17 protein-coding genes are annotated in these 12,805 nt (G+C 68.9%); 10 read left to right on the forward strand and 7 right to left on the reverse strand.

The annotated features are described in order from the left end of the window. Positions 1–180: 180 nt before the first annotated feature. From D7D52_RS16770 to D7D52_RS16790, 5 genes are all read left to right on the forward strand, one after another. Entirely contained in the window at positions 181–858 is a 678-nt protein-coding gene (locus D7D52_RS16770) for a FadR/GntR family transcriptional regulator (protein WP_222932836.1), read from the forward strand. A 56-nt stretch (positions 859–914) separates the two neighbouring features. Continuing rightward, entirely contained in the window at positions 915–1,838 is a 924-nt protein-coding gene (locus tag D7D52_RS16775) for a tyrosine recombinase XerC (protein ID WP_120737566.1), read from the forward strand. A 57-nt stretch (positions 1,839–1,895) separates the two neighbouring features. Then, positions 1,896–2,720, forward strand: coding sequence for an N-formylglutamate amidohydrolase (locus D7D52_RS16780; RefSeq protein ID WP_120737568.1), 825 nt, complete (start codon positions 1,896–1,898; stop codon positions 2,718–2,720). 79 nt (positions 2,721–2,799) lie between these two features. Further along, on the forward strand, positions 2,800–3,564 hold the full coding sequence (locus D7D52_RS16785; protein WP_120737570.1) for a siderophore-interacting protein: 765 nt from the start codon (positions 2,800–2,802) through the stop codon (positions 3,562–3,564). A gap of 72 nt (positions 3,565–3,636) precedes the next feature. Next, the gene (locus tag D7D52_RS16790; protein ID WP_120737572.1) at positions 3,637–4,011 is read left to right on the forward strand and encodes a hypothetical protein; all 375 of its coding nucleotides are present in this window, start codon (positions 3,637–3,639) and stop codon (positions 4,009–4,011) included. 38 nt (positions 4,012–4,049) lie between these two features. Here the strand turns inward: D7D52_RS16790 and D7D52_RS16795 are convergent, their stop codons facing one another. The 4 genes from D7D52_RS16795 to D7D52_RS16810 form a co-directional block, all read right to left on the reverse strand. Next, positions 4,050–4,517: a DUF1360 domain-containing protein gene (locus D7D52_RS16795; protein WP_120744174.1), complete on the reverse strand. Its 468-nt coding sequence runs from the start codon at positions 4,515–4,517 to the stop codon at positions 4,050–4,052. A 203-nt stretch (positions 4,518–4,720) separates the two neighbouring features. After that, positions 4,721–5,248 carry a hypothetical protein gene (locus tag D7D52_RS16800; protein WP_120737574.1) on the reverse strand — a complete coding sequence of 176 codons (528 nt, stop codon included), beginning with the start codon at positions 5,246–5,248 and terminating at the stop codon, positions 4,721–4,723. Between the two features lie 180 nt (positions 5,249–5,428). Next, on the reverse strand, positions 5,429–5,941 hold the full coding sequence (locus tag D7D52_RS16805) for a DUF1990 domain-containing protein (protein WP_120737576.1): 513 nt from the start codon (positions 5,939–5,941) through the stop codon (positions 5,429–5,431). 64 nt (positions 5,942–6,005) lie between these two features. Continuing rightward, positions 6,006–6,521: a M23 family metallopeptidase gene (locus D7D52_RS16810; protein WP_120737578.1), complete on the reverse strand. Its 516-nt coding sequence runs from the start codon at positions 6,519–6,521 to the stop codon at positions 6,006–6,008. 366 nt (positions 6,522–6,887) lie between these two features. On the opposite strand from D7D52_RS16810, the gene D7D52_RS16815 reads away from it, so the two are divergent. After that, a complete protein-coding gene (locus D7D52_RS16815) occupies positions 6,888–7,205 on the forward strand; it encodes a YidH family protein (protein WP_342775288.1) in 318 nt (105 codons plus the stop codon). Next, positions 7,202–7,612, forward strand: a complete 411-nt coding sequence (locus D7D52_RS16820; RefSeq protein WP_162958352.1) for a DUF202 domain-containing protein — start codon at positions 7,202–7,204, stop codon at positions 7,610–7,612. Before D7D52_RS16815 ends, D7D52_RS16820 begins: the two co-directional genes overlap by 4 nt. Here D7D52_RS16820 and D7D52_RS37795 read toward each other — a convergent pair. Continuing rightward, a complete protein-coding gene (locus D7D52_RS37795) occupies positions 7,591–8,109 on the reverse strand; it encodes a GNAT family N-acetyltransferase (RefSeq protein WP_162958353.1) in 519 nt (172 codons plus the stop codon). The two genes, D7D52_RS16820 and D7D52_RS37795, sit on opposite strands and share 22 nt — an antisense overlap. 255 nt (positions 8,110–8,364) lie before the next feature. On the opposite strand from D7D52_RS37795, the gene rpsB reads away from it, so the two are divergent. After that, positions 8,365–9,228, forward strand: coding sequence for a 30S ribosomal protein S2 (rpsB, locus tag D7D52_RS16830; RefSeq protein WP_120737584.1), 864 nt, complete (start codon positions 8,365–8,367; stop codon positions 9,226–9,228). 108 nt (positions 9,229–9,336) lie between these two features. Beyond that, positions 9,337–10,152: a translation elongation factor Ts gene (gene tsf, locus D7D52_RS16835; protein WP_120737586.1), complete on the forward strand. Its 816-nt coding sequence runs from the start codon at positions 9,337–9,339 to the stop codon at positions 10,150–10,152. 76 nt (positions 10,153–10,228) lie between these two features. On the opposite strand, the gene D7D52_RS16840 is transcribed toward tsf, so the two are convergent. Both D7D52_RS16840 and D7D52_RS16845 read right to left on the reverse strand, forming a co-directional pair. Then, positions 10,229–10,738, reverse strand: coding sequence for a cupin domain-containing protein (locus D7D52_RS16840; protein WP_120737588.1), 510 nt, complete (start codon positions 10,736–10,738; stop codon positions 10,229–10,231). Positions 10,739–10,746: 8 nt separating this feature from the next. After that, positions 10,747–11,631, reverse strand: a complete 885-nt coding sequence (locus D7D52_RS16845; RefSeq protein WP_120737590.1) for an NmrA/HSCARG family protein — start codon at positions 11,629–11,631, stop codon at positions 10,747–10,749. A 106-nt stretch (positions 11,632–11,737) separates the two neighbouring features. Between D7D52_RS16845 and D7D52_RS16850 the strand changes: the two genes are divergently transcribed. Next, positions 11,738–12,625, forward strand: coding sequence for a helix-turn-helix transcriptional regulator (locus tag D7D52_RS16850; protein ID WP_120737592.1), 888 nt, complete (start codon positions 11,738–11,740; stop codon positions 12,623–12,625). Positions 12,626–12,805 lie beyond the last annotated feature (180 nt).

The following is a 12,805-nucleotide window of genomic DNA, read 5'->3' on the forward strand; positions in this document are numbered from 1 at the left end:
GTGCCGCATCCAGCCTTCGCGAGCGGGGTCTTCGCGCTCTTGCAGTAAGGCTGTCAGGCTGTAAGACAGGTGAACCGTAACCGGCGTCACATCGGCTGTCAATGGTCGACGGCGACGCGGTCGGCGCCACACCGGACGAGCGTTTTGCGTGCCTCGAGCCGGGTCGCCCATACTGGTCGCGTGACGGTCGAAGAGGGAAGAGTGCAGCGCATCGGCGCTACCGAAGCCGTCTTTCGCCGACTCAAGAGCTTGATCACCGGGGGTGAGTACGCGGTCGGCGACCGCATGCCGGGCGAGATCGCCCTGGCCAAGGAATTCGGGGTGAGCCGGCCGGTGGTGCGGGAGGCGCTGCAAGCCTGCGCCATTCTCGGGCTCACCGAAACCCGCAGTGGCCGAGGCACTTTCGTCATCTCCACCGAGGAGAACACGCGACTGACCTTCGCCGGCATCGACGCGGAGGATCTCATCGAGGCGCGGCGTCTGGTCGAGATTCCCGCCGCCGGGTTCGCCGCCGAGCGGCATACGGCCGAGCAGCTGAACCAGCTGTTCACCCTCCTGGACACCCTGGCCGCCACCACCGATCCGGCCGAATGGGTCCGCCGCGACGGCGAACTGCACACCGCCATCGCCGCGGCCAGCGGAAACAAGATGCTGACCTCGATGGTCGCCGATACCCGCCGCGCGCTCGACGTCCAGTCGGAGTTCCTCAACCGCACCCAGGACCGCCGCGCGGACTCCGATCGCGAGCACGCGGCCATCGTGCGCGCCATCGAGGCGCGCTCGCCCGAGGAGGCGCGCCGGGCCATGGCCGAGCATCTGGAACGGGTCGCCGAGACCGTCGCCCGCATCGACGGCTGACCTGGCGCGCGGCGAGGGCGCTTGCCATGGGCGCGAATTCGGGCCAGCGTGGGGGAATGAGTGAGCTGCCCGAGGACCTGGAGGCATTGCTGGCCGAGTACGGGCGGCATCTGCGATTGGGGCGCAACCGGTCCGAGCACACGGTGCGGGCGTATGTCGGCGATGCGCGCGGGCTGTTGCACCACCTGCTGAACCGGGCGGTGGATTCCGGTGTGGGGGAGGTGGATCTGGCGTTGCTGCGCTCGTGGCTGGCGGCGCAGGCTAGCGCGGGCGCGGCCCGCACCACCATGGCGCGGCGGGCGTCCTCGGCGCGGACATTCACCGCATGGCTGACGCATACGGGACGGCTGGCGGTGGATCCGGGGCCGCGGCTGGGGTCGGCGCGGGCGCATCGCGTGCTGCCGTCGGTGCTGGGCCGGGAACAGGCGCGGGCCGCCATGGAGGCGGCGGAATCCGGTGCCGCGCAACAGGATCCGATGGCGCTGCGGGACCGGCTGATCGTGGAGATGCTCTACGCCACCGGCATCCGGGTGAGCGAGCTGTGCGGTCTCGACATCGAGGATGTGGACCGGGAACGGCGGCTGGTGCGGGTGCTCGGCAAAGGCAACAAGGAGCGGGCGGTGCCGTTCGGCGGACCGGCCGAACAGGCGCTGGAAGCCTGGCTGCGGTTCGGCCGATCGGCCTTGGCGACGCCGGAGTCCGGGCGGGCGCTGCTGCTGGGCCGGCGCGGTCGGCGGATCGATCCGCGCCAGGCCAGAACGGTTGTGCACGAGGTGGTTTCCGCGATTCCCGGCGCACCCGATATCGGCCCGCACGGCTTCCGGCACACGGCCGCCACCCACCTGCTGGAAGGCGGGGCCGATCTGCGTGTGGTGCAGGAGATCCTCGGGCACGCCAGCATGGCGACCACCCAGCTGTACACGCATGTGTCCATCGAGCGGCTCAAGAAGGTGCACGATCAAGCCCACCCGCGCGCCTGACATCGCCCTGACCTCGGGCGGGCCGAGGCTGTTCGCGGTCTCGGCCATGATGGCGGAATGAGCGAGATGCCTGTTCCCGGATCGTTCGAGGTGGTGGCGGGTGCGGCCGATTCGCCGGTGGTGCTGCATGTTCCGCATTCCGCGCGGGCGATCCCGGCTGATGTGCGGGCTGATCTGCTGCTCGACGATCCGGCGCTCGAGCGGGAACTCGACGCGATCACCGATGCCCACACCGCGCGGCTGGCCGGGCTGGCGGCAGACCGGTCGGCGCTGCGGCCCTGGCAGTTCGTGAACGGGCTCTCGCGCCTGGTGGTCGATCCCGAACGATTTCCCGACGAGCGGGAGGAGATGCTGGCGGTCGGCATGGGCGCGGTCTACACCGCCACGACGGACCGGAAGCCTTTGCGCGCACCGGATTTCGATCCGGAGCCACTGCTGGAGCGCTATTTTCGTCCCTATGCGCGGGCCATGGCGGCGCTCGTCGCTGACCGGCTGGCGGCGGTGGGCCGCGTGGTGATCATCGACGTGCATTCCTATCCCGCCGAAGCGCTGCCCTATGAGCTGCACGGTGACGGACCGCGTCCGTCGATCTGCTTGGGCGTGGACGCTTTTCACACTCCGCCGGAATTGCTCACCCGCGCGGCCGGGGCGTTCGTCGGGTTCGGTGGCGTCGGCGTCAACAGCCCGTTCGCGGGCACCTATGTGCCGCTGGAGTGCTACGGCACCGAGCCGCGGGTGGCGGCGTTGATGGTGGAGATCCGCCGCGATCTCTATCTGCCCGCGCCGGGCGGTCCGCCCGGGCCGGGAATAGATCGGCTGGCCGCGGCGCTGGCCACCCTCGTGGCCGACTGTGGTCGAACGGCCGGTGCGCCTGCTCGGTGAAGTATCGAAAACCTTATCGACGAGCTATCGGAATTCGTGCTAGCGTCACTTAGGTAATCCTAATTATGGAGGTGGCCCCTTGGCACGCACACGCATCACGCTGGTGGTCCAGAACGCGATCCGGCTGACCGATCACCTGATCCGAGTCCGCCTCGGCGGGCCCGGCTTCGCGGCCTTCCAGCCCAACGACTTCACCGACGCCTACGTCAAACTGCTGTTCCCCGGGCCCGAGGGCGACACCACGCGCACCTACACCGTGCGCGAGGTGGATCGCGCGGCGCAGGAGATCGCCATCGACTTCGTCTATCACGGTGACGAAGGCGTCGCGGGCCCGTGGGCCGCCGGTGCCCAACCGGGCGACACCATCGATCTCTTCGGCCCCGGTGGCGCTTTCGCCCCGCGCGCCGATGCCGACTGGTATCTGCTGGCCGGCGACGAATCCGCCCTGCCCGCCATCGCCGCGGCCGCGGAGTCGCTGCCCACCGACGCGGTGGGCCAGATCTTCGTCGAGGTCGAGGGGCCCGCCGACGAACTCGCCTTCGCGCATCCGGAAGGCGTGGAGCTCACCTGGATTCACCGCGGCGACACCGAACCCGGCCGGCACCTGTCCTCGGCCGTTCGATCCGCTCCCTGGCGTTCCGGCCAGGTGCAGGTCTTCATTCACGGCGAAGCCCAAGCCGTCATGCACGAGCTGCGCCCCTACATCCGCAAGGAACGCGCCGTCCCCGCCGAATGGGCCTCCTCCATCTCCGGCTACTGGCGTCGCGGCCGCACCGAAGAAGGCTTCCGGCGCTGGAAATCCGACCTCGCCGAAGCCGAAAAGGCCGCTCCCGCAGGCGTCTAGAACCTCGCCGCCGACTCGAGCCGTACCGGCGACGATCGTCCACGCGCGGCCGGTTCGGTAGCGTCGGTACCTATGACCGACCGATCGAACGAGGGCACTCCGCTGCGTGAGCGCTTGCGCGCCGCACTTCCCGTTGCCATGAAGGCGCGTGACCGGGCCGCTGCCGCGGCCCTGCGGTCGGCGCTCGGTGCGATCGACAATGCCGAGGCTGTCGACGGTGCCGGTGCCCGCGCTGGGGCGATCGAAGCGAGCTCCGTCGGGCTCGGCACCGCCGAAGCCACCCGCCGCGAGCTGACCGAGGCCGACATCGAAGGCATCGTCCGCACCGAAATCGGCGAGCGCCTCAGCGCCGCAACGGAATACGACTCCCTGGCCGGCGGCGCCGACCGCGCCGCATACCTCCGAGCCGAAGCCGCCACCCTCGCCGCCCACCTCGACCCGCACTGACACCCACGCGAGTTACTCAGTGACGCCGCGGCCCTGCTTTACTGCACAGCGAGCTGCTGGGCCCTGGCGTAGGCAAGGTGTAGGAAGTCCGCCCCGGCGAGCACGGCGAAAGACTCGCCGATCAGGCGCGTTGCCCGGGGAGCGAAGACGCGGCCGACGGTGAAAGCGGTGACCGCCCAGACGTCGAAGCAGAACGGGCAGGTCAGCAGCTCGCCGATGCTGTGGGCGACGCCGTCGTCGGATTTGGGCTGTTCCATCACCTCGCCGGGGCCGCCGTCGCCTGCCGGCTGCGTGAACGGAGCACGCAGCGGCGCGATCACGGCGTCTTTGGTGACGGTGCGGGAGAGCTTGTGCGCGGCGACGGCGGTCGTCACCAGATCCAGCACGCTCGTGCGCTCGGGAAGTCTCCGACCGGTGATCCTGCTGAGGATCGCCACCGCGGCCACCGTGAGGCCGTACATCATCAAGGTCGCGAGGTAGCCGCTATGGGATCGATCGGTGCTCATGACGACCACACCGTCCGCACCGCCGGCTGCTTCCCGACGCACGCCGATGGTGTCGTGGCGCTGCGGAACAGACGAGCGTCTCGGTGAGCGCGGATCGGTGGACGGCCGGGCTGGTGCTGTCGTGGGTGGCCGCCGACTGCGGCGCGGGGGCTGCGCAAGCTTGGCATCGCTTCTCCTTCTGCCCGGCGCTCGGGCGCATAGTCCTACGGTTCGGTGTCCGCGCTGTCCGAATCGGCGCTCAGGGGCGAGTTTTCGGTTCCGAAGGCCTGCGCCCCGGCGCTCGCTCGGAGCGGTTCCAAGGATGTGCGCTGGTGCTGGGCGCGTTCGATCAACTCGTCGAAATCGATCTCGGGCAGGCGGCGACCGAGTCCGGCGATGTCGCGCAGGGTGGTCCACAGTTGTTTCTTGCCTTCGATTCCCATCACCAGGAATTCGAGTTCGGTGAACCTGCTCAGCGGGGAGTAGCCGGTGAGACGGCCGTTCGGCTTGAGCCGTGCCAGCCGTTCCCCGCCGATCACGAGCCCTGCCTTCACCGGGTTCGGTTTCAATCCGAGCCGGCGCATGATGTCGCGGAAGGTCTCGACGTCCTCGGCGATCTCGCTTGCCACCTTCCGCAGCGCCGGTTCGGCCGCCGTGCCGCGGTTTTCGTCGCGTGTGCGCCGAGCCAGCTGCCGCCACAGCACCCCCATGGCGAGCTGGTCGTTCATGTAGATGCGCAAGAACCGGTCCATGTCGCCCGGGTACCCACGATGTCGCTCGCCAGTCAGCTACCGGACCCGGCGCCACGTGGTTGCGGGCGTCGGTGGCCGAAGGGGCGTGGAAGCAGATCGAAGACCCCGCCGCGCACGGGCTTCCAGCGAGGCTTCGTCATCGTCGGGGACCGAGCCATTGATGGCGTCGGGATTCGCGGGTCAGTGGGGGCGGAGGGTGTTGATGTAGCGGGTGGCGAACCAGCGTTGGATGAGGCGGACGGCTGGGGCGGTGAGGCGGACGTACCAGGTGGCGGGGCGGGAGAAGGCGGAGACGAGGGCGTAGACCGCGTCGTCGGTGGGGTCGTATTCGACGGCGAAGAGTTCTTCGCCGCTTTCGGGGTGGCCGGGGAGGGTGCCGTAGGCGAAGCCGCGGCGGTTGGGCTCGTCGAGGACGTAGACGACTCGGCAGGGGGCTTCGATGCCGAGGGGGCCCAGGCCGAGGCGGACGGTGAGTTCGGTGCCGGGCTCGGCGACGGGGGTGGTGGCCTGCTGGAAGATGCCGGTGCCGCGCTGCATGCGGTAGACGCGGATCTGCTCGCCCGCCTGCTCGAAGAGATCGCGGCCGGAGCCGATGCGGCGGCGCAGCCGGAAATGGTCGTAGCCGGGCGGGAATTCGCCCGCGGTCGCGCCGACGTCGGCGTAGCTGAAGGGGACGGCGGGCTGCTGGTGCATGATTCCATCCTTCCCTCGCCGATCCGGCGACGTGAGGTGACTGTGGTCTCGGATTCGCGCGTGTTCACGCATGAGCGGGCTCCTGGGTGAGGGGTTTGAGGCGCACGGGCGTGTGGTGCACGAGCGCCAGCGGGTCGAGGTATTCGCGGTCGCGGCGGACACCCCAGTGCAGGCAGGGGGAGCAGGGCTGGTGGCCGGGTTCCAGGACGCCCAGCGGCGACCCGCGAATCACCCTGCGCCCCACCGGGACCGCCGCGGCGACCGGTTCGTAGGTCGTGCGCAGCCCACCCGGATGGTCGACCGAGACGACCGGCTTACCGGCGACGGTCCCCGCGAAGACGACCACCCCGTCACCCGCCGCCAGCACCGACTGACCGGACCCACCCGCCAGATCCACCCCGCGATGCCCTGGCAGCCAATCGTGTTCGGGCTTGTCGAAGGCCCGCACCACAGCCGGGCGCGGCTGTAGCGGCCACGCGAATTCGCCGGCGGGCGCGGCCGCACCCGGCGCCGCCAGGACGGCCGGGCACAGTATCGCGAGAGCTGTCGCAGGGAAAATGCTCGTCGGATTCGGGCGCATGAGATCAGCGTGCGCCCTCGAACACCCCGCCGGGATACCGTGTCCGGCGAGTGTGGAAGACACGACCGATTGTGAACAACCGCATTGCCACTCGAGCCGCTGCCACTCGAGTTACTTCCACCCGCATAGTTGCCACTCGAGTTGACGCCGCGTGAGCTACTCCCGCTCGACTTACTGCCACCGAAGCCATAGCCACTCGAACGCCGGGAGGAAACCGCGATGAGCTCCCCGCACGCCGATCCGCACCACGAACCCCCACACCGCGAAGGCTCGCGTCAGGAAGGCCTGGGTCAGGAATCGCCGCGCCAAGAACCCCCACGCCAAGAACCCCCACGCCAAGAACCCGCGCGCACCGACCCGCAGCCAATCGACTACCGCTTCACCTTGGCCAATGAACGCACCTTCCTGGCGTGGATGCGCACCGCTCTGGGGCTGCTCGCGGGTGGTGTTGCTGTGCACGAACTGGTTCGTCCGTTTCGGCACCATGGTTTGCGCAGCGCCGTCGCGATGAGCTGCCTGGTGCTGGCCGCCGTCATCGCGGTCGGCGCGTACGGCCGTTGGCGGCACGTGCAATCGGCGATGGAGCGCGGCGACCGCCTGCCGCGCACGGTCATGGTCCCCATTCTCGCCGCCGGCATCGCCGTGATCGCGGTCCTGGCCAGCGTCGGCCTGCTGCTGTCGTGACGCCACCGTCAGACCGCCCGGTCACCCCGGAGAACCTCCCCGCCGCCCCGCAGGGCTTGGCCGCCACTCCGCAGGATTCGGTCGCCACTGCGCAGGGCTTGGCCGCGGAGCGCACCGCCCTTGCCTGGCGGCGCACTGCCATCGGGTGCATGGCCAATCTGCTGTTGTTCGTCCGGGCCGCCGCCACCAGCGAATACCGGCCGGTCGTCATCCTCGCCGTGGTCGCGATCGCGGCGCTCGCCGTCGTCACCGTCGTGTGCGTGCGGCGGGGCGCTGTTCTACATTCGCATCGAAAAGGCAACTGGGGCAATGGAAGACGTTCCATCACCGCTTTCGCCGGCACGATCTCGGCGGTGGTGGCGACCGCCCTGGGAATCGCGTTCGCCTACGCGGTGTCGGCGGCGTGAGCCGGATTCGCGAGCGCGTAGTGCCACATGAGCCCGAGTGCGCCGGGCACGGTCGCGAACGGCCGCATACCCAATCGCTCGATCACCGCGATCGAGGCCGCGTTGCCCGCATCGACTTCCGCGAGGACACGAGCCGCTCCGAGCTTCTCGAAGGCATAGGCCACCACCGCCGCCGCGGCCTCGCCCGCGAACCCGCGTCCCCAATGCTCGGGGTCGAGGCTGTAGACGACCTCCAATTCCGGCCCGCCGTCCAGTCGCCGCAGCCCGGCCGTGCCGACCAGAATTCCCGTCTCGCGTTCCCGCACTGTCCAGAATCCGAAATCCGCGGCGGCGAAATCCTTTTCGGAATTGGCGATGATCCGCGTCACGTCCGCATCGCCGAGCGTCTCCCCGTCGAAGAGGAATTCGCGAACTTCCGGCGTCCGCCACAGCCGCGCCAACGCGTCGTGATCGCGCGAGTTCACCGGTGTCAGCGTCAGCCGTTCGGTCTGCAGCACCACTCCACCGTAGGCCGCTGACCTGCGGCGGCGCAGTCGAATATCGCCGACTCCGGACCCGATTTCGGTCTGCGGGCCCCGCTGCGTAAACTGGGTCAGCGGTTTGCGTGAACGCGAACCGACTTCGCGCGCCCACCGTGAGTGTCGCCGGCTGGTCCCCCTGAATTTTTCTCGGAGGGTTCCGGTGGCCGTGAGCGCCAGGGCAGGAATCGCCGATTCCTGTGTCAACCAGCAACGAGAGGAAGTTACGGAGCCATGGCTGTCGTAACAATGAAGCAGCTGCTCGACAGCGGCGCGCACTTCGGTCACCAGACCCGCCGGTGGAACCCGAAGATGAAGCGGTTCATCTTCACCGACCGCAACGGCATCTACATCATCGATCTGCAGCAGACGCTGACCTACATCGACAAGGCCTACGAGTTCGTCAAGGAGACCGTTGCCCACGGCGGCACCGTCCTCTTCGTCGGCACCAAGAAGCAGGCCCAGGAGTCGATCGCGTCCGAGGCGACCCGCGTCGGCATGCCCTACGTGAACCAGCGCTGGCTGGGCGGCATGCTCACCAACTTCTCGACCGTCCACAAGCGGCTGCAGCGCCTCAAGGAGCTGGAGTCGATGGAGCAGACCGGCGGTTTCGAGGGTCGCACCAAGAAGGAAATCCTCATGCTGACGCGTGAGAAGAACAAGCTGGAGCGCACCCTGGGCGGCATCCGGGACATGGCCAAGGTGCCCTCGGCCATCTGGGTTGTCGACACCAACAAGGAGCACATCGCCGTCGGCGAGGCGCGCAAGCTCAACATCCCGGTCATCGCGATCCTGGACACCAACTGCGATCCCGACCTGGTCGACTACCCGATCCCGGGCAACGACGACGCCATCCGTTCGGCCGCGCTGCTGACCAAGGTCGTCGCCTCCGCGGTCGCCGAGGGCGTGCAGGCTCGTGCCTCGCGTGCCGCCGGTGACTCGAAGCCCGAGGCCGGCGCCGGCGAGCCGCTCGCCGAGTGGGAGCAGGAGCTGCTGGCCCAGGCTGCCCCGGCCGCCGAGGCCGAGGCCCCCGTGGAGACCGCCGCCGAGGCGGAGCTGAAGGAAGACCCGGCCACCAAGACCCCGGCCGACTTCTGATCCACCGCCGCAAGGCATCTGTTCACCTTGCCGACCGTTCATGTTCGATGACGGTCGGCAAGGTGTGACCCCCACAGACTTTCACTCACACAGGGAGGCTCGCCCGAGATGGCGAACTACACCGCCGCCGATGTGAAGCGGCTCCGCGAGCTCACCGGCTCCGGCATGATGGACTGCAAGAAGGCGCTCGAGGAGAACGCGGGCGACTTCGACAAGGCCGTCGAGTTCCTGCGCATCAAGGGCGCCAAGGATGTCGGCAAGCGCGCCGAGCGCGCCACCGCCGAGGGCTTGGTCGTCTCGCAGGACGGCGTCCTGATCGAGATCAACTCCGAGACCGACTTCGTGGCCAAGAACCAGGAGTTCCAGGACGTCGCGAACGCCATCGTGGCCGCCGCCGCGAAGGCCCGCCCGGCCGACCTGGACGCCCTGAAGGCGGTCGAGGTCGACGGCAAGACCGCCGACCAGGTGCTGCAGGAGCTGGCCGCCAAGATCGGTGAGAAGCTCGAGCTGCGCCGCGTCGCGTCGTTCGACGGCCAGACCACCGTCTACCTGCACAAGCGTGCCACCGACCTGCCGCCGTCCGTCGGCGTCCTGGTCGAGTACACCGGTGACAATGCCGAGGCCGCCCGCGCCGCCGGCATGCAGGTCGCCGCCCTCAAGGCCAAGTACCTCACCCGCGAGGACGTCCCGGCCGAGCTCGTCGCCAAGGAGCGCGAGATCGCCGAGGCGACCGCCAAGGAAGAGGGCAAGCCGGAGGCCGCGCTGCCGAAGATCGTCGAAGGCCGCGTCAACGGCTTCTACAAGGACGTCGTGCTGCTGGAGCAGGCTTCGGTCACCGACTCCAAGAAGACCGTCAAGGCCCAGCTGGACGAGGCCGGTGTCACCATCACCCGCTTCGCCCGCTTCGAGGTCGGCCAGGCGTAATCGCCTGACAGCTCGAAAAGGCCCCTCGCCCATCGGATTCCGATGCGCGAGGGGCCTTTTCCGTTCGGACCTGCCGTCAGTCCACGGGCCGGTTCTGGAGCGGGGTGAGCTGGTGGATGTCGTGCTTCAGGCGTAGTTCGGCCACGTCCTCGGGGGTCGCGGTACCGGACATGATCAATTCCGAGAGCTCGCGCAGATAGCGTTCGTGGCCGGCGGGGCTGACCAGGAACAGCATCCTGGCGGTCTGCGAGGTCGGGTTGAAGAAGGCGTGCGGGCAGCCGGCGGGAACGTACATGAAACTGCCGGGGCCGCCGCGGTAGACGGTGGCGCCGTCGTCGGCTTCCCAGGTGAGCCAGTCGCCCACGGCCCGGGCCGCGGGATGGAAGGCCAGCAGCTGCAGTTCGCCTTCGACGATGTAGAAGATCTCCTCCGCGTGCCCGTGCCAGTGCGCGCCCACATCGAAGCCCGGGTTCACCTCGGCCTCGAAGGCCGACCAGACATCGGAGTTGGACTCGCCGACCTTCAAGGTCATTCCGGCCTGCACCTTGTCGCCGACGCCGGGCGGGAGCAGCAATCCGTCGGTCATCGCGCTCCTCAGAGTTTCCAGCCGGTGGCGCGGACCCACGCCTCCAGGGACAGCAGATCGGGCAGGTCGGCGCGCAGGGCGGCGACGTCGACGGGCGGTTCGGGATGGGAGTTGAAGTAGGCGAACATCTTTCCGACCTGCTCGTCGAAGGCGCTGATCTGCTCGACCGGCACCTGCACCGTGCGCGGGGTCAAACCGGCTGCGCGCGCCAGGGTTTCGGCGATTTGCACCGGTGTCGGGTTGTCGCCGGCGAGGTCGACGGTGCGGTGCAGGAACTTCTCCGGCTGCTCGAACACGACGGCGGCGTAGCGGCCGATGTCCGAGATGGCGATCAGCGGCATCGGCTGCTGCGGCGGCACCGCCAGCGCCAGCACCAGGTGATCGCCGTCGCGGGTGGGCCGGTTGTAGGTCGCGAAGTTGTCCATGAACGACACCGGCCGCAGCATGGTGGCGGGCAGGTCGAGTGCGCGAATATGGTCCTCGATGTGCTCCTTGGCGTCGTAGTACTCGATGCCCGAGCCCGAGCCGACACCGCGCAGCGAGCTGTAGACCAGATGCGAGATGCCGCTCTTGGCGGCCACCTCGGCGACCGTGCGGCCGCGGTGTTCCTCGGCCGCGATGGCGTCGCGGGTGATGTGCACGCCCTCCATCATGGTCAGCATGAGGAACAGGCCGTAGACGCCGTCCATGGCCGCGCGCAGCGAGCCCTCGTCGTCGAGGTCGCCGGTGACCAGTTCCGCGCCCGCCGCGCGCAGCCGCTGTGCCGCGGGCGCGTCCGGGTCGCGCACGAAAGCCCGCACCGGCCAGCCCTTGTCGAGCAGGGCGCGGGCGGTGGCGCCGCCTTGCCGTCCGGTTGCTCCGATGACCAGTACCGGTCCGCGTGGATTGCTCATGTTCCGCTCCAGTCGTGTCGATCTGCATTCGACGGTAGGAACTCCCGCATGCTGCTGTCCTGGTGGCCATACTGCTAGGCAGGCATCTGTACAGGGGTAGGCCGAAATGGTAAGTGCCGATGGCAATTCGGTCCCGGACGGGGAGGCGGACGCGGACGGTGCGGTCGAACCGTCGCGGCATCTGCAGCTCGGCCGGTTCCTGCGCGCGCAGCGGGCGCGGCTGCAGCCCGGGGACGTGGGTCTCGCGCCGTACGGCGATCCGGCCCGCCGCCGCACGCCGGGCCTGCGCCGTGAGGAGGTCGCCGAACTCTCGGGCGTGGGTCTGACCTGGTACACCTGGCTCGAGCAGGGGCGGGAGGTGGAGGCGAGCCGCCAGGTCATCGACGCGCTGGCGCGGACGCTGCGGTTGGATGCGGACCAGCATCGCCACCTGCGTTTTCTGGCCGGACTGTCCGAACCGGACGATCGTCGCCGGAGCGTCGACCAGGCCCGGCTGCAGCGGCTCGTGGACGCCGTCATGCCCAATCCGGCCAGCATCTACGGCGAGGATTTCGACTATCTGGCGTGGAATCGGGCCTACGTCCGGGTCCGCGACGATCCGCTCGCGTTGCTCGCCGACCGTCGCAATCTGCTCTGGATGATGTTCACCGACAAGACGAATCGCATGCGCATGGCGCATTGGGAGGGTGCGGCGCTGGCGGTGCTGAGCCAATTGCGGGACACCCTGGGTCGCCGTCCGAGCGATCCCCGGCTGACCGCCCTGGTGGCCGGGCTCATTGCCGAGAGCCCGGAATTCCGGCGCTGGTGGTCGGAATATCCCGTACGCCGCTTTCGTCCGGCCACCATCGGGGTGCGGCATCCGGAGGCGGGGTTGATCGAGCTGGAGGTCTTCCAGGTGCGCCCGGTGGAGAACCCGTCGCTGCTGATGGTGGTGCAGGTGCCCGCCACGCCGGAGGCGGCGGCGCGAATCGCCGCCCTGCTGGCGGCGGAATGATTTCGAGACTGTTCGGTCGAATTGTCACGAATCGGGAGGCGCTATCGAGGGTCGCCTCACCGGCGCGGCCGGTCGTGAGGCAGGATAGATGAAGCTTTGTTGCCGTCCCGTGCAATTCGTCGGCCGGGATGGTCTTTTCATGTGCCCGCGCACATTGCCCCACCAGACGCTCGTTGCACC

The sequence above is a fragment of the Nocardia yunnanensis genome (genome assembly GCF_003626895.1).
Classification (GTDB): Bacteria; Actinomycetota; Actinomycetes; order Mycobacteriales; family Mycobacteriaceae; genus Nocardia; species Nocardia yunnanensis.